The 24,800-nt window shown below is 60.8% G+C and carries 19 protein-coding genes and 1 pseudogene; 13 read left to right on the top strand and 7 right to left on the bottom strand.

The window, feature by feature from the left end; genetic code table 11:
- The first annotated feature begins 8 nt into the window (after window positions 1–8).
- Window positions 9–1,040 (top strand): alpha/beta fold hydrolase, encoded by a 1,032-nt coding sequence (locus FHT97_RS07820; protein WP_183861128.1) that lies wholly within the window; start codon window positions 9–11, stop codon window positions 1,038–1,040.
- A gap of 53 nt (window positions 1,041–1,093) precedes the next feature.
- On the opposite strand, the gene carB is transcribed toward FHT97_RS07820, so the two are convergent.
- Window positions 1,094–4,591: a carbamoyl-phosphate synthase large subunit gene (gene carB, locus FHT97_RS07815; protein ID WP_183861126.1), complete on the bottom strand. Its 3,498-nt coding sequence runs from the start codon at window positions 4,589–4,591 to the stop codon at window positions 1,094–1,096.
- Window positions 4,592–4,762: 171 nt separating this feature from the next.
- On the bottom strand, window positions 4,763–5,791 hold the full coding sequence (locus FHT97_RS07810; RefSeq protein ID WP_183861117.1) for a zinc-dependent alcohol dehydrogenase family protein: 1,029 nt from the start codon (window positions 5,789–5,791) through the stop codon (window positions 4,763–4,765).
- 218 nt (window positions 5,792–6,009) lie between these two features.
- Between FHT97_RS07810 and FHT97_RS07805 the strand changes: the two genes are divergently transcribed.
- Together FHT97_RS07805 and FHT97_RS07800 are read left to right on the top strand one after the other, a co-directional pair.
- A complete protein-coding gene (locus tag FHT97_RS07805; protein ID WP_183861115.1) occupies window positions 6,010–7,122 on the top strand; it encodes a phosphatase PAP2 family protein in 1,113 nt (370 codons plus the stop codon).
- Between the two features lie 134 nt (window positions 7,123–7,256).
- A complete protein-coding gene (locus FHT97_RS07800) occupies window positions 7,257–8,174 on the top strand; it encodes a neutral zinc metallopeptidase (protein ID WP_183754280.1) in 918 nt (305 codons plus the stop codon).
- Window positions 8,175–8,213: 39 nt separating this feature from the next.
- Here the strand turns inward: FHT97_RS07800 and FHT97_RS07795 are convergent.
- Window positions 8,214–9,129: pseudogene (locus FHT97_RS07795) on the bottom strand (aldo/keto reductase).
- Between the two features lie 177 nt (window positions 9,130–9,306).
- On the opposite strand from FHT97_RS07795, the gene FHT97_RS07790 reads away from it, so the two are divergent.
- From FHT97_RS07790 to FHT97_RS07780, 3 genes are all read left to right on the top strand, one after another.
- Window positions 9,307–10,212 carry a LysR family transcriptional regulator gene (locus FHT97_RS07790; protein ID WP_183861113.1) on the top strand — a complete coding sequence of 302 codons (906 nt, stop codon included), beginning with the start codon at window positions 9,307–9,309 and terminating at the stop codon, window positions 10,210–10,212.
- A 156-nt stretch (window positions 10,213–10,368) separates the two neighbouring features.
- Complete coding sequence (locus FHT97_RS07785; protein ID WP_183861111.1) at window positions 10,369–11,616, top strand: TCR/Tet family MFS transporter; 1,248 nt, start codon at window positions 10,369–10,371, stop codon at window positions 11,614–11,616.
- A 143-nt stretch (window positions 11,617–11,759) separates the two neighbouring features.
- A complete protein-coding gene (locus FHT97_RS07780) occupies window positions 11,760–13,163 on the top strand; it encodes an MATE family efflux transporter (RefSeq protein WP_183861109.1) in 1,404 nt (467 codons plus the stop codon).
- 15 nt (window positions 13,164–13,178) lie between these two features.
- On the opposite strand, the gene FHT97_RS07775 is transcribed toward FHT97_RS07780, so the two are convergent.
- Window positions 13,179–13,499 carry an antibiotic biosynthesis monooxygenase family protein gene (locus tag FHT97_RS07775; protein ID WP_183861107.1) on the bottom strand — a complete coding sequence of 107 codons (321 nt, stop codon included), beginning with the start codon at window positions 13,497–13,499 and terminating at the stop codon, window positions 13,179–13,181.
- Window positions 13,500–13,822: 323 nt separating this feature from the next.
- On the opposite strand from FHT97_RS07775, the gene FHT97_RS07770 reads away from it, so the two are divergent.
- A complete protein-coding gene (locus tag FHT97_RS07770) occupies window positions 13,823–14,353 on the top strand; it encodes a dihydrofolate reductase family protein (RefSeq protein WP_183861105.1) in 531 nt (176 codons plus the stop codon).
- A gap of 53 nt (window positions 14,354–14,406) precedes the next feature.
- Here FHT97_RS07770 and FHT97_RS07765 read toward each other — a convergent pair whose 3' ends face one another.
- On the bottom strand, window positions 14,407–14,700 hold the full coding sequence (locus FHT97_RS07765) for a hypothetical protein (protein ID WP_183861103.1): 294 nt from the start codon (window positions 14,698–14,700) through the stop codon (window positions 14,407–14,409).
- A gap of 147 nt (window positions 14,701–14,847) precedes the next feature.
- Entirely contained in the window at window positions 14,848–16,053 is a 1,206-nt protein-coding gene (gene carA, locus FHT97_RS07760; RefSeq protein WP_183754298.1) for a glutamine-hydrolyzing carbamoyl-phosphate synthase small subunit, read from the bottom strand.
- A gap of 273 nt (window positions 16,054–16,326) precedes the next feature.
- On the opposite strand from carA, the gene FHT97_RS07755 reads away from it, so the two are divergent.
- Window positions 16,327–16,779 carry a GatB/YqeY domain-containing protein gene (locus tag FHT97_RS07755; RefSeq protein ID WP_183754780.1) on the top strand — a complete coding sequence of 151 codons (453 nt, stop codon included), beginning with the start codon at window positions 16,327–16,329 and terminating at the stop codon, window positions 16,777–16,779.
- On the opposite strand, the gene FHT97_RS07750 is transcribed toward FHT97_RS07755, so the two are convergent.
- A complete protein-coding gene (locus tag FHT97_RS07750) occupies window positions 16,780–17,658 on the bottom strand; it encodes a hypothetical protein (RefSeq protein WP_183861101.1) in 879 nt (292 codons plus the stop codon). It lies immediately after the preceding gene.
- A 663-nt stretch (window positions 17,659–18,321) separates the two neighbouring features.
- On the opposite strand from FHT97_RS07750, the gene dnaG reads away from it, so the two are divergent.
- From dnaG to FHT97_RS07725, 5 genes are all read left to right on the top strand, one after another.
- A complete protein-coding gene (dnaG, locus tag FHT97_RS07745; protein ID WP_183861099.1) occupies window positions 18,322–20,307 on the top strand; it encodes a DNA primase in 1,986 nt (661 codons plus the stop codon).
- On the top strand, window positions 20,304–22,163 hold the full coding sequence (gene recQ, locus FHT97_RS07740; RefSeq protein ID WP_183861097.1) for a DNA helicase RecQ: 1,860 nt from the start codon (window positions 20,304–20,306) through the stop codon (window positions 22,161–22,163). The genes dnaG and recQ overlap by 4 nt, the downstream gene beginning before the upstream one ends.
- Before the next feature lie 164 nt (window positions 22,164–22,327).
- On the top strand, window positions 22,328–23,386 hold the full coding sequence (locus FHT97_RS07735; protein ID WP_183861094.1) for a catalase family peroxidase: 1,059 nt from the start codon (window positions 22,328–22,330) through the stop codon (window positions 23,384–23,386).
- Window positions 23,383–23,919, top strand: coding sequence for a cytochrome b (locus FHT97_RS07730; protein ID WP_183861092.1), 537 nt, complete (start codon window positions 23,383–23,385; stop codon window positions 23,917–23,919). The genes FHT97_RS07735 and FHT97_RS07730 overlap by 4 nt, the downstream gene beginning before the upstream one ends.
- Before the next feature lie 99 nt (window positions 23,920–24,018).
- The gene (locus tag FHT97_RS07725) at window positions 24,019–24,747 is read left to right on the top strand and encodes a class I SAM-dependent methyltransferase (RefSeq protein ID WP_183861090.1); all 729 of its coding nucleotides are present in this window, start codon (window positions 24,019–24,021) and stop codon (window positions 24,745–24,747) included.
- The last annotated feature ends 53 nt before the right edge of the window (window positions 24,748–24,800 follow it).

Here is a 24,800-nt window from a genome sequence, read left to right as displayed (position 1 = left end):
AGGGGAAGATGAGCGACAACTATATCATCAGTGCCAGAAAGCGTGCAGGCGATGCATTGATTGCCGAACCTGGACCGATAAAGTTTCTGAAGGTGCCTTCCACGCTCGACAGCTACGATGCGCGTCAGGCGGTATCGAGTGCCAAGGATTGGGTCGCGGAGGTGCAGGGGCTCGCGGATGGCGACGAGAACCCGAATTCGATCGGCCCGCGGGGCGATGTGCTGATCTTCGTGCATGGCTATAACAACGACATCCCGACTGTCTTGAAGCGCATCCGGCAGCTTCGCGCCGATCTGCGCGCGGAAGGCTGGCATGGCGAGATCGTGGCCTTCGACTGGCCGAGCGACAACCAGACACTCAACTATCTGGAAGACCGATCGGATGCCGCGGCTGTCGCGAGTGAGCTCGTGACGAAGGGCATCCGGCTCCTGAAGCAGAGCCAGCAGTCCGGCTGTGAAACCAATGTGCATCTGCTGGGTCATTCAACCGGCTGTTACGTGATCATGGATGCCTTTGCACAGTCGGACAAGCATGGCGATCTCTTCAAGGCGGACTGGCGCATCGGTCAGGTGGCCTTCATCGGCGGCGATGTCTCCACAAGCAGCCTGTCGCTTGCCAGCGACTGGAACCAGCCGATGTTCCGTCGGATCATGCGGCTCACCAACTACTCGAACCCATTCGATTCGGTCCTTGCCGTCTCAAACGCGAAAAGACTTGGCGTTGCCCCACGTGTCGGTCGCGTTGGGCTTCCTGCGGACGTCAATACCAAAGCGGTGGACGTCAACTGCGGTGAATATTTCAAGACGATTGACCCCGCCTCGCAGCCGCAGATCGGTTCTTGGACCCACTCGTGGCACATCGGCAATCGGGTCTTTGCCCGCGACCTTGCCATGACGCTGGAGGGTGCGATCGATCGCCTTGCCATTCCGACGCGCCGTGAAGAAGGAGGAAAGCTGATTTTGCAGGATCGGCCGCGACCGGCATTTCAGGATGCCTGGAACGTCAAGGCGGACGCACAGGATGCGCGAGCGCGAATCTAGCGGTTCTGGTTGTCCGAAAAAAGAAAGGCCGGCGCGATGGCCGGCCCTCCCTATCAGAAGTAGCTTTGCAGGGGGCGAACTTCGAGGTTGCCGGCCCGCAGCGCCTTGATGGCTTGGGCGGCTGCCTCGGCGCCGGCCATCGTGGTGTAGTAAGGGACCTTCTGCATCAGCGTCGCGCGACGAAGCGACTTGGAGTCCGAGATCGCCTTGTTGCCGTCGGTCGTGTTGATCACGAGCTGAACCTGGCGGTTACGGATCGCGTCCTCGATATGCGGACGACCTTCCAGGACCTTATTGATCTTCGTTGCCGTGATACCGTTTTCGGCGAGGAAGCGCTGCGTGCCGCCGGTTGCCAAAACCTTGAAGCCTTCGCCGACGAGAACGCGGATGGCCGGCAGGACGCGCGGTTTGTCGGCATCACGGACCGAAACGAAGACCGTTCCGTCTCGCGGCAGTTCGACACCGGCACCGAGCTGCGACTTGGCGAAGGCCAGCGCGAAGTCGGTGTCGAGGCCGATGACTTCGCCGGTCGAGCGCATTTCCGGGCCGAGCAGCGTGTCGACGCCGGGGAAGCGGGCGAACGGGAAGACGGCTTCCTTGACGGCGATGTGCTTCAGGTTGCGCGGATCGGGCTTCTCACCATAGGCGGCGAAGAGCGGATCGAGCTTCTCGCCGGCCATGGCGCGGGCGGCGATCTTGGCGATCGGGGCGCCGATGGTCTTGGCGACGAAGGGAACGGTACGCGAGGCGCGCGGGTTCACTTCCAGTACGTAGACGGTGCCGTCCTTGATGGCGAACTGGACGTTCATCAGCCCGACGACGTTGAGCGCCTTGGCCATCGACTTCGCCTGGCGCTCGAGTTCGTCGATCATTTCGGACGAGAGCGTGCGCGGAGGCAGCGAGCAGGCACTATCACCGGAGTGAATGCCGGCTTCCTCGATGTGCTCCATGATGCCAGCAATGAAGGCGTCGTTGCCGTCGGAGAGGCAGTCGACGTCGACTTCGATGGCGTTCGACAGGTAGCTGTCGAAGAGCAGCGGGTTCTTGCCGAGCAGGGTGTTGATCTGGCCGGTCTTGTCGTTCGGGTAGCGCTGCTTGATGTCCTCAGGCACCAGTTCCGGAACGGTGTCGAGCAGGTAGGTCTGCAGCTGGCTCTCGGCGTGGATGATCTGCATGGCGCGGCCGCCGAGGACGTAGGACGGACGCACGACCAACGGGAAGCCGATTTCGGTGGCGACCAGGCGGGCCTGCTCGACGGAGTAGGCGATGCCGTTGTTCGGCTGCGTCAGGTCGAGCTTGATCAGAAGCTTCTGGAAGCGGTCGCGGTCTTCGGCAAGGTCGATCATATCAGGCGCAGTGCCGAGGATCGGGATGCCGTTCTTCTCGAGCGCTTCGGCGAGCTTCAGCGGGGTCTGGCCGCCGAACTGCACGATGACGCCGACGACTTCGCCCTTTTCCTGCTCCGCGCGCAGGATTTCGATCACGTCTTCGGCCGTCAGCGGCTCAAAGTAGAGGCGATCTGACGTGTCGTAGTCCGTCGAGACCGTTTCCGGGTTGCAGTTGATCATGATCGCTTCATAGCCGGCGTCGCGGAGAGCGAAAGCGGCATGGCAGCAGCAATAGTCGAACTCGATGCCCTGGCCGATACGGTTCGGGCCACCGCCGAGGATGACGACCTTCTTGGCGGCGGAGACTTCGGCTTCAGAGCGAAGCTCCCCGACGAAAGGCGTTTCGTAGGTCGAGTACATGTAGGCAGTCGGCGAGGCGAACTCGGCAGCGCAGGTATCGATGCGCTTGAAGACCGGGCGGACGTTCAGGCTGTTGCGCAGTTCGGCGACTTCCTTCGGGCGCTTGCCCGTCAGCGTGGCGAGGCGGGCGTCGGAGAAGCCCATGGCCTTCAGCGTGCGCAGGTTCGTGGCATCTGCAGGCAGGCCATGCTCGCGGATGCGGGCTTCCATGTCGACGATCGCCTTGAACTGGGCGATGAACCACGGGTCGATCTTGCAGCCTTCGTGGACTTCTTCCGGGCTCATGCCCTGACGCAGCGCCTGGGCAACCATGCGCAGGCGATCCGGGGTCGGCGTGCCGATTGCAGCGCGGATGGCGTTCTGGCTGGATTCGCCTTCCTCGACACCGGGGATTTCGATTTCGTCGAGGCCGGTGAGGCCGGTTTCGAGGCCACGCAGCGCCTTCTGCAGCGATTCCGCGAAGGTGCGGCCGATCGCCATGACTTCACCGACCGACTTCATGGCGGTGGTCAGGACCGGCGAGGCGCCCGGGAACTTCTCGAATGCGAAGCGCGGGATCTTGGTGACGACGTAGTCGATCGACGGTTCGAACGAAGCAGGCGTTGCGCCGCCGGTGATGTCGTTGTCGAGTTCGTCGAGCGTGTAACCGACGGCGAGCTTGGCGGCGACCTTGGCGATCGGGAAGCCGGTGGCCTTCGATGCCAGCGCCGACGAGCGCGAGACGCGCGGGTTCATCTCGATGACGACGAGGCGGCCGTCCTTCGGGTTGACGGCGAACTGAACGTTCGAGCCGCCGGTCTCGACGCCGATCTCGCGCAGAACCGCGATCGAGGCGTTACGCATCATCTGGTATTCCTTGTCGGTCAGCGTCAGTGCCGGCGCGACAGTGATGGAATCGCCCGTGTGGACGCCCATCGGATCGATGTTTTCGATCGAGCAGATGATGATGCAGTTGTCCGCCTTGTCGCGGACGACTTCCATTTCATATTCCTTCCAGCCGAGAACCGATTCCTCGATCAGGACTTCGGTCGTCGGCGAGGCGTCGAGGCCGCCGCCGATGATCTCGAAGAACTCCGAGCGGTTATAGGCAATGCCGCCGCCGGTGCCGCCCATGGTGAAGGAGGGGCGGATGATGGCGGGCAGGCCGACGACGTCGATCGCCTGGGCGGCAATCGCCATGGCGTGGCTGATATAGCGCTGCTTGCGGTCGGTCTCGCCGAGGTTCCACTGGTTTTCCAGTTCGTCGAGCGCCTTGTCGAGCTCCTTTGCCTGATCTGGGCCGGAGAGGCTTTCCTTCAGCTTGTTGCGCTCGGCTTCATGCGTCTTGCGGTCGGCATCCTTGATGTCGGTGGCGTTGGCGAGCATCGAGCGCGGGGTTTCGAGGCCGATCTTTTCCATCGCCTCGCGGAAGAGGGCGCGGTCCTCGGCCTTGTCGATGGCGGCGGGCTTGGCGCCGATCATCTCGACATTGTAGCGATCGAGCACACCCATGCGCTTCAGGGAGAGCGCGGTGTTCAGTGCCGTCTGACCGCCCATGGTCGGCAGCAGCGCGTCGGGGCGTTCCTTGGCGATGATCTTGGCGACGACTTCGGGGGTGATCGGCTCGACGTAGGTCGCGTCGGCCAGACCCGGGTCGGTCATGATCGTGGCCGGGTTGGAGTTGACGAGGATGACGCGGTAGCCTTCCTCCTTCAGCGCCTTGCAGGCCTGGGTGCCGGAGTAGTCGAATTCGCAAGCCTGGCCAATGACGATCGGTCCTGCGCCGATGATGAGGATCGATTTGAGGTCTTGGCGCTTCGGCATGGGCGTTTTCCGTTTCCTAGCTGCGCAGAAAGCCGGCCAGGGTGGGAGGCACCGGCCGGGTCGCGCATATGATGGTCTTTTCAGGCTAGAAGCGGCTTATAGGCAAATGTATTTGTAAACGGAACCCCATAAATTACGGAATCGACAGGAATTGGCGGCTCTTGCCGGAGCCTAGCGGATGCCCGGCACCACGAGCGCCCTGATCTCGCCTTTTCGAGCAGGGTTGGAGATGACTTCGACGGCCTCCTCGAGGCCGATTTGACGGGAGATCAGCGGTTCGACCTTGATGGTGCCTGACGCAATGAGATCGGCGGCCCGCCGGTGCGTGAAGGGATTGATAAACGAGCTTGTGAGCTTGATCTCGCGAAAGAGGAGATCGAACGGCTCGATCGCGACCTTCACACCCTGCGGCATGACGCCGAGGATCACAACCGTGCCGCCGCGACGTGCGAGGCTTGCTGCCTGCTCGATCGTCTCGGCAACGCCGGCGCATTCGATCACGACGTCTGCGCCGCCGGGCAGCACGCCGTCCGTCGCCGTCAGGTGCGCGACGACCTCACGCGTCGAAGGGTCTACGCTGGCGGTCGCTCCAAGCTCCTCGGCGAGCCGACGCTTCTCCTCGCTGCGGGCCACGAGGACGACATTGGTTGCTCCCGCCAGCCGGGCCAACTGAACGACCAGCAATCCGATCACACCGCCGCCAAGCACGACGACGGAAGAGCCGGTGCGGATTTCGGCGAGGTCGACTCCGTGGATGCAGCATGCAAGCGGCTCGCAAAAGGCGCCGTGGAGGGGAGGCAGTGCATCGGGCAACTCGAAGGCCTGCTGCTGCGGTATGCAAACATACTCCGCAAAACCGCCGTCGCGATGGATGCCGATCGCCTGCAATTTGCGGCACAGATTGACGCGGCCGCGCTGGCATTCGGGGCAGCGGCCGCAGGCAATGTTGGGATCGCCGGTGACGCGCATGCCTTCGCGAAAGCCGCTGACACTGCCGCCTATTTTTTCGATGATCCCGGTGAACTCGTGGCCGAGCGTGACTGGTGGATTGGAAGGAAACTCTCCCTTGAACAGATGGCGATCGGTCCCGCAGATGCCGCAGGCCTCCACGCGGACAAGCAATTCGCCTTGAGCCGGTTCTGGCAGGTCCATCTCGCACAGAACCAGCTTCCCGGGCGCTTCGAGCCGCACCGCCTTCATCGCCTGTCTCCTCCTCAGCCTTCGTTGTGCAAGGAGGCCCGATTGTCGGTGTGTCGTCAAGGAGCGATGTCCTGGAAGTGCTCCTTGGCTTCCATGCAAAAATGTTCGTCCGGTCGACGTTTTTAATAGTACTGGTTCGTGAAAATTAATACTTAGTGTGCTTTCTATTTGGCATTGCAGACCAAAAGGCGGTTTGCTTGCGGGCATCCAGAATCACAATGGCTGATCGTGACAAAGCACTTGCAAATCTGAGAGCTTGGACCTTCGAGTTGCTGCCGCATGTCCGCCACCGACTAATGGCGGACGGTTGGCTCTATCTGGTGGTTCTGTTCTACTTCGTACTTGGTGTCCTGTTGCTGGTCGCTTACGGTCACGTCGAGATGATGTCCTTCGGGCTGTATTTCGACCAATGGACCTACCTGTTTCTGTTTTTAATGCCGCTCATAGCCGGCATTTTTGACTACGCACGGATCTTGCTTCGCTTTGGGGCGAAAAGATCGCTGGCGACACGAAGAGTGTTCTCACCCCATCGGTTAGCTCATCTTCTTTCAGGCATGGCGTTGCTGATGGCGCTGATGGTCTTTCAGGGCACGTTCACAACAATCAAGAATTTGTTGCCGGTTATTCGAGGCGGCTTTCTCTACGACCAATGGCTTGCAAAGACGGATGCACTGCTATCCTTTGGCCCAGACCCCTGGAAGATCCTACTGTCGATTGCCGGGCACGATGCGATCGTCAAACTCGTGGATTGGAATTACAGCGTATTGTGGTTCGCGGTTTGCTTCGGAACGCTGTTCTACGTAGCAACCTCGCCGCGAGCGGCTCCGGTACGCGTCCGCTATATTGGCATGTTCATGCTGGTCTGGGTGGTCTGCGGAAACATTCTCGCGGGTCTTTTCATGTCCGCCGGGCCAGTGTTCTACGGGGCAGTGACCGGCGACACCCAGCGCTTTGCGGAACTATTGAGCTTCCTGGCATCGCCTGACGGCCCCACGACCACCAGCATGGTTCAAAGCTACCTTTGGTCTCTTCATACGCACCATACACCGGGGCTCGGCTCCGGCATCTCAGCGTTTCCCAGCGTGCACGTGGGATTGGTTGCGCTGAATGCATTTTTCGCGGCGGAGATTTCGCGCCGTCTGGGTATCATCGCCTTCTGTTACACCGCGTTCGTCATGGCCAGCTCCGTCTATCTGGGCTGGCACTACGCGGTGGATGGCTATGCGTCACTACTCGTCGTGGGCACCAGCCACTTTGCGCTTAAACGGATGTTGGAACGCGACCGCGGACCAGTCGCGGACGCCCCTGAGGCAGCGGTCGCAATCGCCTGACTACGCGCAGACACAAAATCTAGCAAACGATTGACCTGCCGTTTTCGGCAAGGCTGCCGCCCCGAGATAGCTGGAATTTCCTGATCGCCGAGATATATAGATAACGACCGAAGGTTTAGTCCGGGAGAACCATTATGGAATGGAAAGGCCGGCGCCAGTCCGACAATATCGAAGATCGCCGTGGCGATCCTTCCATGGGCGGATTGGGCAGAGGAGGGGGCTTCAGTTTTCCGTCGGGCGGCGGCATGGGCCGGCGCGGCGGCGGCTTGAGCATCGGCACCATCATATTCCTGGTCGTCATCTATCTTGTCCTGAAGGCCATGGGTATCGACCTGCTACAGATCATGGACGGCGGCACGACGACGGGCGGCCCAGGCTATGAGCAGAGCGAGTCCGGCGGTCAGACGCCCGCCAACGATGAAATGACCGCCTTCGTTCGCACCGTCCTTGCCGAGACCGAGGACACTTGGAACGGGATCTTCCAGTCTCAGGGCCGTCAGTACGAGGAGCCTCGGCTCGTCCTCTTTTCCGGGCAGACGCAGTCAGCGTGCGGTTTTGCCTCGGCAGCGACCGGGCCGTTCTATTGCCCGAGCGATCACAAGGTCTATCTCGACACTGCCTTCTTCAACCAACTGAGCCGCCAATTCGGCGCCTCCGGCGATTTTGCAGAGGCCTACGTGGTTGCCCACGAGGTCGGCCATCATGTTCAGAATCTGCTCGGCATCCTGCCTAAGTTCAATGAGGCACGCCAGCGGATGAGCGAGACGGAAGCGAACAAGTTGTCGGTCCGTGTAGAGCTGCAGGCAGATTGCTTCGCTGGCATATGGGGCAAGTTCACCGAGCAGAAGGGTATCCTCGAAGCCGGCGACCTCGAGGAGGCGTTGAACGCCGCGCAGAAGATCGGCGACGACACGCTGCAGAAGCGCAGCCAGGGCTACGTGGTGCCGGAGAGTTTCAACCACGGCACGTCCGAGCAGCGGGCGCGGTGGTTCAAACGCGGCTTCGACAGTGGGCAGTTGTCCGCCTGCGATACGTTCTCAGGGCCCGTATGAGGTTCGGCAGCCTCTCCCGCGGGGCGAGGCTGGACCAGATCACTTTTCACTGTCCATGTGCTTGAGTTGGGCTTCGGGATAGCGGGCGCCGGCTGCAGCATCCTTGGGGACGGCTCGTTCGATGGTAGCCATGTCTTCTGCGGACAATTGCACAGCGCGTGAGCCGAGTGCCTCCGTCAGCCGGTCGCGTCGCCGTGCACCTATCAGAGCCACGATGTCCTGCCCTTGAGCGGACACCCAGGCGATGGCGATCTGCGCCACCGATACCTGCTTCGCCTGCGCGATCTTGCGCAACTCCTCCACGAGCGCGAGGTTCTGATCGATATTGCCGTCCTGGAAGCGCGGGCTCATGCCGCGGAAATCGCCGGTGCCGCTTCCCTGTCCCTTCTGCCAATGGCCGCTGATCAGGCCGCGTGAGAGAACGCCGTAGGATGGCAATGCCGAGTTCGCGGCAGGTCGGCAGTATTTGGTCCTCTATGCCGCGTGAGATCAACGAATACTCGATCTGCAGGTCGCAGATCGAATGGGTGCTCGCCGCCCGGCGAATGCTGTCCGCGCCGACTTCGGACAGGCCGACATGCCTTATATAACCAGCCTTGATCATGTCGCCGATCGTGCCGACCGTCTCCTCGATCGGAACATTGGGATCCAGGCGCGCAGGGCGGTAAACATCGATGTAGTCGACGCCGAGGCGTTTCAGCGTATAGGCAAGGAAGTTCTTGATCGCCGCCGGGCGGGAGTCGTAACCGCTCCAGTTGCCGACCGGATCGCGTAGCGCTCCGAATTTGACGCTGATGACGACCTCATCCCGCTTACGGTCGTTCAGCGCTTCGCCTATCAACATTTCGTTATGGCCCATGCCATAGAAATCGCCGGTATCAAGCAGATTGATGCCGACGTCGAGAGCCGCGTGGATCGTTGCGATGCTTTCGCTGCGGTCGGATGGCCCGTACATGCCGGACATGCCCATGCAGCCGAGTCCGATCGCCGACACCATGGGACCGGTTTTTCCCAATCGATGCATCTCCATTTCTGTCTCCATGCATGTGTTGATGTTCGGACGAGTTTTAGCGCGCCGGCCTTCGTGCGATAATCCATGCAAATGTGAACGGGCTGTACGGGAAAATGCACGATGGAAGACCTTCCCCTCAATGATGTGGATGCCTTCACAGCCATTGCAAGGGAGCGCAGCTTTCGCGCGGCGGCGCGCAAGCGTGGCGTTTCGGCTTCGTCGCTCAGCGACTCGCTGCGCCGCCTCGAGGAGCGCGTCGGCGTTCGCCTGCTCAATCGAACGACGCGCAGTGTCACACCGACGGAGGCGGGAGAACGGTTGCTCGAGCGGCTTGCACCCGCTCTAGGGGAAGTTTCCCAGGCACTCCAGCAGCTCGACACATTTCGCGACAACCCGAGCGGGACGTTGCGGCTCAACGTGCCGATGATCGCCGTACGGCTGTTTCTGCCCGATCTCGCCAATCGCTTTTTGAGGCGTTATCCGCAGATCTCGCTTGAGATCGTCGGCGAAGACTCTTTCGTCGATGTGCTTGCCGCCGGCTATGACGCCGGCATTCGCTATGACGAGCGTCTCGAGCGGGACATGATTGCTGTGCCAATTGGGCCGCGCAGGCAGAGATATGTCACGGCCGCCGCGCCGGATTATCTGGCGCGGCGTGGTGTACCCAAGCACCCGCGCGATCTGCTTGAGCACGATTGCGTCCGGCACCGCTTCCTCAGCGGAACCGCTTTGCCATGGGAGTTCGAGCGCGGCGAAGAAACCTTGATGATTACGCCGAAGGGGCCGATTGTCGCCAATGCAATCGATATGGAAGTTTCTGCCGCCGTTGCGGGGCTTGGGATCATACGCACATTCGAGGAGGTCGTCTCCCCGGCCGTCGAAACGGGTGCGCTCGTGCCTGTTCTCGAAGAATGGGTGAGTGAATTTTCCGGGCCATTTCTCTACTATGCCGGTCGTAAGCATTTGCCACCCTCGCTTCGCGCTTTTGTCGACTTCGTCAAAGGCGAACGGGTCAAAGGCGGCTAGAATCTGCCTTTGTTCCGCTTCTCCATCAACAGAAGTCGTGCGCCTATCAAAAGATTTGAAATGTTCACGGATTGTTTCGCTAATATGCGTGAGCTATGTAACATGATCGGCGACGAGTTCGTCTTTCCAGAAAACAACCTACTGTAGAGATCTCTGATGCTCGATCCGAAATTCGTTCGTCGTGGCCTCTTCCTCGTCTTCATGATCCTGTTTCTCGACGTGATCGGGATCGCGATCATCATGCCGGTACTGCCGGCGTATTTGGAGCAATTGACGGGTGGCTCGGTAAGCGACGCAGCCCTCGACGGCGGGTGGCTGCTCGTCGTTTATGCGGGCATGCAATTCCTGTTTGCGCCATTTCTCGGCAATCTCAGCGATCGTTTCGGGCGACGTCCGATCCTGCTGCTGTCGGTGCTGACTTTTGCTATCGACAATTTCATCTGTGCGGTGGCAACCAGCTTCTGGATGCTGTTCGTGGGCCGGGCGCTGGCCGGCCTTAGCGGCGGCAGTTTTGCGACCTGTTCCGCCTACATTGCCGATATCAGCAACGATGAAAATCGCGCCAAGAATTTCGGGCTGATCGGTATTGCCTTCGGCGTCGGTTTCACGATCGGACCGGTCATTGGCGGCGTCCTCGGCGAATTCGGACCCCGGGTGCCGTTCCTCGGAGCCGCGGCGCTCTCATTCGCAAATTTCGTTGCGGCCTACTTCCTGTTGCCCGAGACCTTGGACGCTAGGCACCGTCGGGCCTTCGAATGGAAACGCGCCAATCCACTCGGCACGCTGAAGCAGATGCGGAGCTATCCGGGCATCGGCCCGATCTGTGCCGTCATGTTCCTCTTCTGGCTGGCGCATGCCGTCTATCCGGCCGTCTGGTCCTTCGTATCGACCTATCGCTACGGTTGGAGCGAGGGGCAGATCGGCCTATCACTCGGCATCTATGGGATCGGTGCGGCCTTCGTCATGGCTGTCATTTTGCCGAGGATTGTGCCGGTACTTGGCGAGTGGAAGACGGCTGTGCTTGGCTTATCCTTTTCCGTTGTCGGCCTGACCGGCTACGCCTTCGCGTGGGAGGGCTGGATGGTCTATACTGTTATCGTGCTGACCGTGATGGAGAACGTCGCCGATCCGCCGCTCAGAAGTATTGCTGCAGCCAAGGTGCCGCCGTCGGCTCAGGGAGAGTTGCAGGGGGCGCTGACCAGCCTCAGCAGCATCACGACAATTGTCGGGCCACTGATCTTTACCCAGCTGTTCGGCTACTTCACGCGGCCAGAGGCCCCGGTGCGCTTCGCCGGAGCTCCATATCTGCTCGCGGCCGTCATCATCCTGATTGCAGCCCTCGTGTTTCTAGCGAGGGTGCGCACGATCAAAGCCGCCGAGGTCGTGGAACAGCCAGCGGAGTGAGCCATCAGAATTCGTGATGCGATGATGAATTTTTCATCATTTGCACAGTTTTGCGTAGTTCTTTGCCGGGCTTTGAACTAAGCCCTGTTGATTACTTTGCCGCAAGTTGCGGCCATCACCAATTCAATCACAGGAACAGTGTCATGGACACGCCGATCGACGCGCGCAAGCTTGCGCCGAAAACCGATAACCATTGGGCTGCGCATTTCCGCGCGACGCTGGCGCTCGGCATCCCGCTGATCGGCGCGCAGCTTGCCCAGCTTGGCATCAACACGACCGATGTGATGATCGTCGGCCGTCTCGGTGCGGAGAATCTGGCTGCGATGGTATTGTCGGCACAGTTCCTTTTCACGATCCTCGTCTTTGGGTCGGGCTTTGCCATTGCTGTCATACCGATGGTCGCACAAGCCTACGGCAAGGGCGACGTCGTCAGCGTGCGCCGCTCGCTGCGCATGGGTCTATGGGTCGTGCTGGCCTATTGGGTGATCATGCTGCCGGCATTCTTCAACTCTGAGCGGATATTGCTCGCCGCCGGGCAGAAGCCGGACGTGGCGGCACTGGCGCATGGCTACATCCTGATCGGCCAGTTCGGCGTGCTGCCTGGCCTGCTCTATAACGTCATGCGGGCGCTGGTGAGCGCGATCGGGCGTGCGGCCGTCATTCTGAACGTGACGATCGCAATGCTCGTGCTGAACGCCTTCTTTGCCTATGCGCTGGTGCTCGGCCATTTCGGCTTTCCGGCGATGGGCCTGGAGGGCGCGGCGATCGTGTCAGTGGTCGTGCAGATTGCCGGCTTCCTGTTCATCGTTGGCTATGTCCAGAGCAGGGCGGAGACGCGACGCTACGAAATTTTCGTGCGCTTCTGGCGTCCGGACTGGAAGGCATTCTGGGAGGTTGTCCGTCTCGGTCTGCCGATCAGCGTGACGATCCTGGCCGAGGTGAGCCTCTTTACCGTGGCGTCGCTGCTGATGGGGCATATCGGAACGATCGAGCTTGCCGCTCACGGCATCGCGCTGCAATGGGCCTCGATCGCCTTCATGATCCCGCTCGGCTTGTCGCAGGCGGCAACCGTTCGGGTTGGTGTAGCGCATGGGCAGGGTGATTACACTGCAGTCGTGCGGGCCTCGATCGCTGTCGTCGTCATCGCCTGTGTGATTGCTGTCGCCGGTAGCATTGTGTTTGCTGCCGTTCCTGAATTCCTGGGAAGCTGGTTCCTCGATACCAAATTACCGGAGGCGCCGCAGGTGCTTGCCTATGCCGGGCCGCTGATCGTCGTGGCGGGTCTGTTTCAGTTGGTCGATGGCCTGCAGGCAATCGCCAATGGATTGTTGCGTGGTCTGAAGGATGCGCGCGTGCCGATGATTCTGGCGCTGATTGCCTATTGGCCGATCGGGTTCTTCCTCGCCTGGGCCTTTGCGTTCCCGCTTGGCTTTGGTGGTATCGGCATCTGGTTCGGCTTCCTGGTCGGGCTTGCGGCGGCAGCCGTGATGCTTTGCGGACGCTTCTACCTGCTTCTCCGTCGCGAGAAGGATATGGCCGGCGTCTAGCCGGCCAATTCGGAATCAAGCCGCCACCGGCTTGTAGTTGGCAATGTCGGCGCGAATGCCGAGCCGCTGAAACAGCGCCTGCGGATCGAAGTTTCGGGCGCGATGGGCGGCTTGCACCGCAGCCTTCACCCGTTCGATCACCTCGGCGCTTTCCCATTGGGCAATCGTCACGAAATTGAATTCGCCCGGGCCGGAAACCTGTTCCAGCACCTGATGGCTGATAAAACCGTCCTGCGCCCGCAAAACCTCGTGCGTCTTCAGCACGTTCATCAGAAACTCCTCGCGCGCAGCCTCCGGAACCGCAAACTTGTCGATCCGGTAAAACTCTCCATTCATCCTCATCTCCTTTGCTTTGGATGTCACCAACGCGGGTGTAATTCCTCAAGTTAAGTTGAGGTCAATAGGCCGAAACAACAATGTCCACTGGCGAGCATGGGCGAATGGACGACATCGGGGCTGACGCTGCGGTTAGGCGGTGAACCCGTAAGCCCGAAATGATCATGGGCGGTCGTGAGGACCCGATCCGCTTGTGCGTGCAGGCCGGAGAGCGGTGCCTTCGGAGTGATCTGGTCAACGAAGCGGCATCGGATTGTAGCCAACCTCATTTCTGCGTAGCATCGGCCAAGCCGTATTTCAGCAACTTGGGGGAGAGCTGCAGCATGGCGAAGCTCGTATTTGCTTTGAACCAGTCCCTTGATGGTTACGTCGACCATACGGAATTTTCGCCTGATCCCGCGCTCTTTCGTCATTTCATTGATGACGTTCGCGGCCTTGCCGGCAGTGTGTACGGTCGTCGCATGTATGAGGTGATGCGGTACTGGGACGACGACCGTTCCGAGTGGGACGACGCGAAGCGCGACTATGCAGCGGCATGGCGGCGCCAACCGAAATGGGTCGTGTCGCGCTCGTTGCAATCAGTAGGGCCGAACGCCACCGTTGTCGTGGATAACGTCGAGACGACGATACGCGGGCTGAAAACGCGACTGGATGGGGACATTGAAGTTTCCGGGCCTGAGTTGGCGCGAAGTCTGACCGATCTCGGTCTGGTCGATGAGTATCGGCTGTACCTCCATCCCGTCGTGCTTGGTCGCGGCAAACCGCTTTTTGCAGGCCCGCGGCCGCCGCTGCGCCTGGTCGCGAGCGATCGAATCGGCGCAGACGTGATCAGGTTGACATATGTTCCAGCATAGGCGCGCCACCAACCCGACGGCCTGCTCGCCTCGAGCCCCCAGTGGCCTACAGCCTAGTAGTTATACATCGACATCGGATCATTGACGCAGGCGTAGTCCAGCAGACACTGTTTCCCGCTGCCGTCACGCAAACTTGCCGTACTCAGCTTGTCGCCAGGCCCACACTGCGCCGGCGGATAGCGAAAGTTGCGGCCGCCGAAGCCGAGACGGACATAGACCTTTTTGGACTGGCGTATGATCTGCGCGAGCTGCGCGCAGCTGTAATCTTTTGCATCGACCTTCACAGGCCCGGCGGCAAGAGATACCGTCGGGAGCAAGCACGCAACTGCTAGTATCAAGCACCTCATGGCTGCCTCCCTCACTGAAATGCAGTAAATCAGCAGTTGCGGCACCTTTCAAACGGATATCGCGTGGCTGCGGTCGCAGCTGCGCGTAATAGCTGCAAAAAATAAAAAAGCCCGCCGGAGCGGGCTTTAGAATTGCAGGAATGCGTCTCAGCGCTCTGCGAGGGCTTCCTCGCCCTTCTTCGCGCGCACCAGATTGATAAAGCGACGGAAGAGGTAGTGGCTGTCCTGCGGGCCGGGGGAAGCCTCCGGGTGGTGCTGAACCGAGAAGATCGCCTTGCCGGCGACGCGCAGGCCGCAGTTGGTGCCGTCGAAGAGGGAAACGTGAGTCTCTTCAACGCCATCGGGCAGAGACTTCGTGTCGACCGCGAAGCCGTGGTTCATCGAGACGATCTCGACCTTGCCCGTGGTGTGGTCCTTGACCGGATGGTTGGCGCCGTGGTGGCCCTGGTGCATCTTTTCGGTCTTGGCGCCGAGCGCGAGTCCCAGCATCTGATGGCCGAGGCAGATGCCGAAAACCGGAATGTCGGTCTTGATCAGTTTCTGGATGACGGGAACGGCGTATTCGCCCGTTGCGGCCGGGTCGCCCGGGCCGTTCGACAGGAAGATGCCGTCGGGCTGCATGGCGAGAACTTCCTCGGCGCTCGTAGTCGCCGGCATGACGGTGACCTTGCAGTCAAGGCCGGCAAAGAGGCGCAGGATGTTGCGCTTTACGCCGTAGTCGAGGCAGACGACGTGGTACTTGGCGTCTTCGGCCCTCAGCTCTCCGTAGCCTTCGTTCCAGATCCACGGGGTCTGCGCCCACTGCGACGACTGGCCCGACGAAGCGATCTTGGCGAGGTCGAGGCCTTCGAGGCCGCTCCAGGCCTTGGCTTCCGCCTTCAGCGTCTCGACGTCGAAGACGCCGTTCGGATCATGGGCGATGACCGCGTTCGGGGAACCATTTTCACGGATCCAGGCGGTCAGCGCACGCGTGTCGATGCCGCAGAGGCCGATGATGCCGCGAGCCTTCAACCAGGCGTCGAGGTGCTTGACGGCGCGGTAGTTGGACGGATCGGTGATGTCGGCCTTGAAGATGACGCCGACCGCGCCGTGGCGTGCCGCCGGCGTCAGGTCTTCGATGTCTTCGTCGTTGGTGCCGATGTTGCCGATGTGCGGGAAGGTGAAGGTGACAATCTGGCCGAGATAGGAAGGGTCGGTCAGGATCTCCTCGTAGCCGGTCAGCGCCGTGTTGAAGACCACCTCGGCCTGGACCTTGCCGGTCGCGCCGATGCCCTTGCCTTCAATGACGGTTCCGTCTGCGAGAACGAGCAGGGCGGTCGGCTTTTCGGTTGTCCAGGGTGCTGTCGCGGTCATCTTCATCCCGTTTCCGGCGGCCACACGTCCTTGGGCAACGTTGGCCGGCCATTTGGTTCGCAAGCATACGCACGCGGCAAGGCGCGCGCTCTCAGGCCTGATCACGAATTTTGGTGCAGGTGGCGGTAAATAGCCACGCTATTGCGCGAGGTCAATCTTTGTACCGCACATTCTGCCGGTTTTCTCGCGCTTTCTGCCGTCGTTTTCCGCAATTTATTTGATCCCATGCATTCGCGTGGTTTATGAAGCGGCAACCAAACAGGAGTGATTATGATGTTGCGCGATCAACTCGCCGCCGCCCTCAAGGATGCCATGAAGTCCAAGAACGCCGAGCGTCTCTCGACGGTTCGCCTGATTCAGGCCGGGATCAAGGACCGTGACATCGCCAATCGCGGCGCAGGCAAGGAAGAGGCCAGCGACGACGAGATTCTGCAGATCCTTGCCAAGATGGTGAAGCAGCGCGACGAATCGGCGAAGATCTACGAAGAGAACGCCCGGCCGGAGCTGGCTGCCAAGGAGCGCGCCGAGATCACCGTGCTGCAGGACTTCCTGCCGAAACAGCTCTCCGACGCGGAAGTCCGCAGCAATATTGCGGCGATCATCGCCGAGACCGGTGCTGCCGGGCCGAAGGACATGGGCAAGGTGATGGCGGTGCTCAAGGAGCGCTATGCCGGCCAGATGGATTTCTCCAAGGCCTCCGGCGCGGTCAAGGAGCAGCTGAACTGATCAGCGCAGGCTCGCCGTCTTCCCGGCGGCGGGCCCAAGCACCGCCTCCGCGGCAGCGTCGACAACGGCGAACTTGGCTGCTTGGTAGCTCCAATATTCCATGACAAAACCCTGCGAGAGCCAGGTATCGCCTTTGTAGGGCGGCTGAGTCCAGCCGACGCTTCCCATTTCCGAGGCCTGCGTCAGCAGGCGCTTCAGATGCGTGTTGGAGATCATGAACTGGTCACGGATGTCCTTTAGCGACAATCGCCCGATGTCGACCCGATCCGACCTGCGATCGAAGGTGTCGATGCGGCTCATGAGGTAGTCCATGATCAGGCCACCGGAATTGGCCCAGTTGAACAAATTGTATGTTGCGCCGGGATCGCGCACGGCGTCGCTATCGATGATCGCCTTGGAAATCAGCGGCTGCATCTTGGCGAAGGCAGACGGATCGGCGTTGATCCGGTCCAGCCGATTGCCGCCGTCCAGACTATCAAGAATGAAAAGGTGGGTGGCGAGCCATCGGAAGAAGTGTTCGTGGGCGGTCTCGGTCGGCTCCAACAGGCGCGTGCGCTTGTCGCTTGCGCTCTCGACAGGGCGAAGAAACCGGTAGGCGAGCATTTCCTGGATGAAAGCAGCGGCGGTATTGCGGCTTGCAATCCTGTTCGCCACAACGAAGGCGATGAAACGGCCCGAATAGAGGCCTAGCTTCGGTTCGCCGGGATAGCCGAAATGAAGGGCGAAACCGGCATGGGCCATCAGCCAGCGCTGTTGAGCGGCGAAGATCGAAGCGATACGCGGGCTTTCGCGATAGATCGCCAGCATTTCGCGGGCGCAATGCAATACGGCCACAAAGAAGGCATCGCTTTCTAAAAAATCTTCAACTCTATGTGGCATTCGACCATCCCGCTATCTCGCTTCATTGGGCATCGTGCGATAACTGTCAATGCCTTCTGCGGCCGCTGGTGGCGACGAAAATATCAAAAAATGAAACCTAGGGGCGAAATTAAAGAAGGCAGGAGCTGGGGGTGCTCCTGCCTTCTTGCTCTTTGCTTCCGGTGGCGACGCAGGACCGAGATCCAAGCCAGCGGGTACTCGCAAAGGCACCCTCGCGAGGCGGCGCCGGGGGTAGGGATGGTGCCTCGCTTGGGGATCGCTTTGTTGACCCTGAGGTTATTGCGGCGCGGCAAGTGATTCAAATTACAAAAAAATAATGATTGGCGCCGGAGCCTGCCTCAGGTGTGGCATTTGCGCTAAGGATTGTGACTTCGGTGCAGGAAAACACCGTTCACAGCGGTCCAGAAGCCGTTGTTCTGCCATCGATTTTTGACGATCGGCAAGAAATTCGTCGCTCCCGATGCTGACGTTGCATACACGTAAAAGGCGGGCTCGGCCTGTCAGTGTCGCACCCCATGTCGCAGGGGTGGTAACGCATTTTTGAACGCGCTGATGGGACAATTTCCGATGGCGCGACGATCCTGTGAATAGCGCGTCGTTTGGGCAAATGCCGTGGCATGTGCTGACGAACCTGCTTATATGGACCCCAATCAAGAGGTTCCAATGCGCTTTTCCAACTCCTTTCTCGACGAGATACGCGATCGCGTGCCGATTTCGGACGTGATCGGTCGTCGCGTGAGCTGGGACAAACGCAAGACCAATGTCTCTCGCGGGGACTATTGGGCCTGCTGCCCGTTTCACGGGGAGAAGTCACCGAGCTTTCACTGCGAGGACCGCAAGGGACGCTACCACTGCTTCGGCTGTGGCGTCACCGGCGACCACTTCCGCTTCCTGACCGACCTTGAGGGATTGAGTTTTCCGGAAGCCGTGCAGCAGATCGCTGACATGGCGGGCGTTGCCATGCCGATTGCCGATCCGGTCATGGAGAAGCGCGAGAAGGAGCGTACCTCGCTTCTCGACGTGATGGAACTAGCGACCACGTTCTTCCAGGATCAGTTGCAGACGGCGAATGGCGCGCGGGCGCGCGCCTACCTCCGTGATCGCGGGCTGACGGGACGGACGATCGAGACCTTCCGGCTTGGCTTCGCGCCTGATAGCCGCAATGCCCTGAAGGAGTTTCTGGCAGGAAAGGGTGTTGGCAAGGAGCAGATCGAGGCGTGCGGTCTGGTTGTCCATGGTCCCGATATTCCGGTTTCCTATGATCGCTTCCGCGACCGCATCATGTTTCCGATCCTGTCATCCCGCGAGAAGGTCATCGCCTTCGGCGGACGTGCGATGTCACCGGATGCTCCCGCGAAGTACCTCAATTCCAATGAGACTGAGCTCTTCCACAAGGGCAATGTGCTTTACAATTTCGCGCGCGCCCGCCGTGCGACGCAGGGTGCAAGCGGTGAGGGCACGATCATCGCCGTCGAAGGCTATATGGACGTGATCGCGCTGCATCAGGCCGGTGTGGAGAATGCCGTGGCGCCGCTCGGCACGGCTCTGACCGAGAACCAGCTCGAACTCCTCTGGAAGATGACGCCACAGCCGGTACTTTGCTTCGACGGAGACGGCGCCGGCATTCGCGCCGCCAATCGTGCCGCCGATCTTGCGCTCCCGCACATCAAGCCGGGGCGTACCGTGCGCTTTGCTCTCCTCCCCGACGGCAAGGATCCGGACGATCTCGTCCGCGACGAGGGCCGCGCACCTTTCGATAAGGTCATGAGCCAAGCGAAGCCTCTGGCAGAAATGATCTGGAGCCGTGAGATCAATACCGGGCAGTTCGAGACGCCCGAAGGGAAAGCGGAGCTCGAAGCGCGGTTGAAGCAGCTGGTTGCCGTCATTGCCGATGAAAATGTGCGCCGGCACTACCAACAGGATATGCGCGACCGCCTGAACAGCTTCTTTCAGCCGCAATTCCAGAATCGCGGCAATGAGCGGCGAAGCTTTGATCGCGGCTCCGGCCAATCGCGTGGCCGAGGCAACGAAGGCCCACGTGGTCCGCGGCTTTCCGGAGGCGGCATTTCAGATCGGCTGGCGCGCTCGGGACTGGTGAAGGGCCATCAGGAAACACCGGCGTTGCGCGAGAGCGTGTTGGCTCTGACCGTCATCAATCATCCTGCCTTGATGCAGGACGAATATGATGAGATCGCTTCCATCGATTACGACAACCGCGAACTGCAGCGGCTTTGGTCGGTGATGCTCGGCGCTGCCGCTGCCGTCGCCGGGCCGCACCTGACGCGCGAATACCTGCTGGAGCGTATGGAGGAGCAGGGGTTTGGCGCGCTGCTGCAGGGTCTTGAGCAGCAAATCCGCAACGCCCGGCTTTGGATCGCCACGTCAGAGGCGGCGATGGAGGATGCACGCGAAGGCTACCGGCAGGCGCTCGCCTTCCACAAACGCGCCAAGGCTTTGCGCTTCCAGAAGATCGAACTTGAGCGTGAGATCGCCGCAGCGACCGAGGCCGGCAACGGGGACGTGATCGACCAGCTGATGCGCGCGCTCCAGGAGGTCCATTTCGAAGGGCTTCGCCTCGAGAATCAGGAAGCAATCATTGACGGCTTCGGCGTGCTCTCCGGTCGCGTCAAGGGAGCGGCGAGCCATTGAGGGATCCGAAGGACCGAGAATTTTCCGCTGGCGATGCGTTGTTCGGCGCCGAGCGGTCGCCACTTGCGATTCTCAACCGCGTCTACGGCTATCCCGCCTTTCGTGGCAAGCAGCAGCAAGTGGTCGATCATGTCGTCTCGGGGGGAGATGCCGTCGTTCTTTTCCCGACCGGGGCGGGCAAGTCGCTCTGCTTCCAGATTCCGGCGCTCTGCCGCGAGGGTCTCGGCATTGTCGTTTCGCCGCTAATTGCGCTGATGCGCGATCAAGTGGAAGCGATGAAGCAGATCGGCATCAGGGCGGCGGCGCTGAATTCCACGCTGTCGCGCGAGGAGTTCATCGACGTTCGCCGCGCGATTTCCACGGGCAAGCTCGATCTCCTCTACGTCACACCCGAGCGCATTCTTCTGGATGGATTTCGCGATACGATTGGTAATGCGAGAATTTCGCTTTTCGCTATCGACGAGGCGCACTGTGTTTCCCAATGGGGACATGATTTCCGCCCCGAATATCGCGAGCTCGGCAAGCTTGCGGAACAGTTCCCGGGTGTGCCGCGCATCGCGTTGACGGCCACGGCAGACCCGCATACCCGCGAGGATATCATCGAGCGCCTGGCGCTGAACAATGCCAAGGTCTTCACGACCAGCTTTGACCGGCCGAACATTTCCTATGAGATCGTCGAGCGGGACCAGCCGCGCCAGCAGTTGCTGCGGTTTCTCGCCGGCCACAAGGGCAACAGCGGCATCGTCTATTGCCTGTCGCGCGCCAAGGTCGAGGATACGGCCGAGTGGTTGAACGGCCACGGCATCCGAGCGCTGCCCTACCACGCCGGCATGGACCGGGCACTTCGGGACGCCAACCAGGACGCCTTTCTGAAAGAGGAAGAGCTTTGTCTCGTTGCAACTGTCGCCTTCGGCATGGGGATCGATAAGCCGAACGTTCGCTACGTCGCGCATCTCGACCTGCCGGGCTCGGTCGAGGCCTATTATCAGGAGACCGGTCGCGCCGGGCGTGACGGTCTGCCGTCCGAGGTCTGGATGGCGTACGGCATGGCCGATGTCATCCAGCGGCGGCGGATGATCGACGAGGGTGGAGCGGCCGACGATATCAAACGTGTAGAGCGTTCCAAGCTCAATGCGCTGCTGGCAATTTGCGAGACTGCTTCGTGTCGGCGTCAGGCGATCCTCGCGCATTTCGGCGAGGCGTATGCCGGCAAGTGCAGCGGCTGCGATACCTGCCTGAAGCCGGTTGAAACCTGGGACGGTACCGAGGCCGCGATCAAGGCGCTCGCGGCGATCTATCGCACAGGCGAGCGCTTCGGCACCGGGCATGTGGTCGATGTCCTGCTCGGCAACGTCAACGAGAAGACGGAGCGCTTCGGCCACACGACGATGCCGGTCTTCGGCGCGGGCAACGATCTGCCGGCGCGCACCTGGCAATCGGTCTTCCGGCAATTGCTCGCCATGGGGTTGGTCAGGGTCGATCAGCAGGCCTTCGGGGCCTTGAAGCTGGAGCCGGAGGCCCGCGCCGTGTTCAAGCATGAACGGGTGGTCTTTTTCCGCAAGGATCGCCCGGTTGCCGAACGCCGCTCGAAGCGCGTGGCGCAGGCCGAGCGTCGGTCGGTGCTGGCCGGTGACGACAACGTGCTTTTCGAAGCGCTGCGTGCCGAGCGGACAGCCATTGCCCGTTCGCTCGGCGTTCCGCCTTATGTCGTCTTCCCGGATACGACGCTGATCGCCTTCGCGACGGAGCGACCGCGCACGCATAAGGAAATGCTCAGTGTTTCCGGCGTCGGCCAGTCGAAGCTTGAGCGCTACGGAGACGCGTTTCTGGACGTGATCCTCAGCCACGACAGCTAGGCATTTGACCTCGTGGCGCAACGGTGCCATCTTTCGCAACGGAAATAATGGGATAGCCGCCCAGTTAGTGTGCTCGGTGCGGCTGTTCGGCTTACGTGAACTGACCTCCCAGCATTGCAGAGAACAGCCCACAGTACCCCGACTGACAAAACGGAGAGTGTTGGATGCCAGGCCCGTCGCCATCGCAGCAGCGTTCAGCGCTAGGATCTTTGGTGTTAATTGCTGCCGTGGTCGCCTTTGGCGCCGGCGCTTTTGCGTACACAGCCGGGTGGCTTTCCCCGGGTCGCCTTACCTCCACAAAGCTTGTCAGTGCCTTGGCGCCTCCCGGCGGACCCGCTCTTGGCCATCGGCGAAATCACGCGAAGGGTGTCTGCTTCACTGGCGTATTCGAAGCGAACGGCAATGGTGTCGCGCTGTCGCGGGCGACCGTATTCGCGGCGGGACAATATCCGGTCGTGGGGCGCTTCAACCTGGCGACACCCGACCCGAACGCGGCCGATCCCACCGTTAGGGTGCGCGGGCTCGGCGTGCAGATTTCGACACCAGACGGGGAGGTCTGGCGGATGGCGATGATCGATCCGCCGGTCTTTGCCGTGTCCACGCCGCAGGGATTCTATGAGCTGCTGCAGGCGGCCGGGAGCAAGGATCCCGCGGCAATGAAAACGTTCGTGGGGGCTCATCCGGAGTTCGCCGCGTTCGGCGAATGGGCAACGAAGGCTCCCTGGACTGCCAGCTACGCGGAAGTAACCTTCAACGGCCTCAATGCATTCATTTTCACGGATGGCGCGGGCAATGAGCACGCCGTTCGCTGGTCATTGCGGGCAGACGCGCAAGCGATGCCGATCACGAGCGAGGATTTTGCCAAGCTCGGTCCCAATCACTTGGAGGACGAGATTGCCGAACGCGTCGCGACGTCGCCGCAACGCTGGACGCTCGTGCTGACGGTCGCCGAGCCATCCGATCCGACGTCCGATCCGACAAAGGCCTGGCCGCCGGAGCGACGGACCGTTGAACCCGGTACGCTGGTCGTGCAGAAAATCGAGCCGGAGGCCGACGGCCCATGTCGAGACATCAATTTCGATCCGACCATTCTGCCTGATGGCATCAAGGTTTCCGACGATCCGTTCCCGGCAGCCCGCTCCGCTGCCTATGCCAAATCCTTCGATCTGCGCACCTCGGAAGCAAGCCATTATCCCCGAACAGCAGCGAGCGTAAAGCCATGACGGGCACGAACACGCACTTCAGCACCCTCCAGCGTCTGTTGCATTGGGTGATGGCGATCGGCATCCTGACAATGCTCTTCATCGGTGTCGGGATGGTGTCCACCATCGGGCGGCAATACGTGCCGTTGCTGGTGACACACAAGACGCTGGGCATTGCCATTCTCGTTCTTGCGTTGGTTCGCCTTGTGGTTCGCTTCATATCGGGGGCTCCGGCTTTGCCTGCCGATCTACCGGAGCCGATGAAGCTTGCGGCGTATCTATCTCATGTCGCGTTGTATGCGCTGATGATCGGTATGCCTTTGATCGGCTGGGCCATGATGTCGGCGGCCGGCTACCCCATCGTGCTGTACGGCGGGTTGCGGCTTCCGGCGATCGTGCCGCAGAGCGACAGCCTTCATGCGCTTCTTTGGGGCGCGCATTTCTATCTGGCCTTTGCCTTCTTCGCTCTCGTCTTGATGCACCTTGCGGCGGCGCTCTTTCACGGGCTCGTGCGTCGCGATGGCGTCCTTCAGACGATGCTGCCGGGCAAATAACGGCGGCGTGCGCCAGGAGTCGCCGCGATGTGAGGCTATCAATGAAACATTGAGATCGGGCGAGGTGTGTCTATATGGGCGGGCTGAAAGGATACGGCCATGGCCCAAAATATGTACGACAAGCCTGAATTCTTTGAAGGATACAGCCAGCTTTCGCGCTCGCTCCACGGGCTCGATGGCGCGGCGGAGTGGGAGTCCATCCAGACGGTGCTGCCGGCTTTGTCAGGCAAGCGCGTCGTCGATCTCGGTTGCGGCTTCGGCTGGTTTGCCCGCTACGCTGCGGGGCAGGGTGCAAGAAGCGTCCTCGGCTTTGACATCTCGGAGCGAATGATCGATCGGGCCAAACGGGAGACCGTCGACTCCACCGTTCGTTACGAGATCGCCGACCTCGAAACGCTCGAATTGCCACCGGCATCATTCGATCTCGCTTACAGTTCCTTGGCATTTCACTACATCGAGGATTTCAGCCGCTTGGCCGCCACCATCCACAGCGCGCTTGTGTCGGGTGGCGATTTCGTCTTCACGATCGAGCATCCGATCTATATGGCGCCGGCCAATCCCGGCTGGACGGCGGATCGCGAGGGGCGGCGGATCTGGCCGCTTGATGGCTATTCACGCGAAGGCAAGCGCACAACGGACTGGCTCGCAAAGGGCGTCGTGAAGTATCACCGTACGCTTGGAACCACCCTCAACACCCTGATCGCAAATGGCTTTTCGATCCGCCACGTCGAGGAATGGCGGCCGGGCGACGAGCAGCTTCGCGATCATCCCGAGTGGGCTGAAGAGATGGATAGGCCGATGTTCCTGCTGATCGCTGTGCAACGTTGAGGACGGCAAGACAGGCGCTTGGCTATGTGCTAGTGCAGGGCATCGGGAAACAT

It is taken from the genome of Rhizobium sp. BK399, assembly GCF_014194695.1.
Lineage (GTDB): Bacteria > Pseudomonadota > Alphaproteobacteria > Rhizobiales > Rhizobiaceae > Rhizobium.
This window is presented reverse-complemented; position numbering and strand designations above follow the sequence as displayed.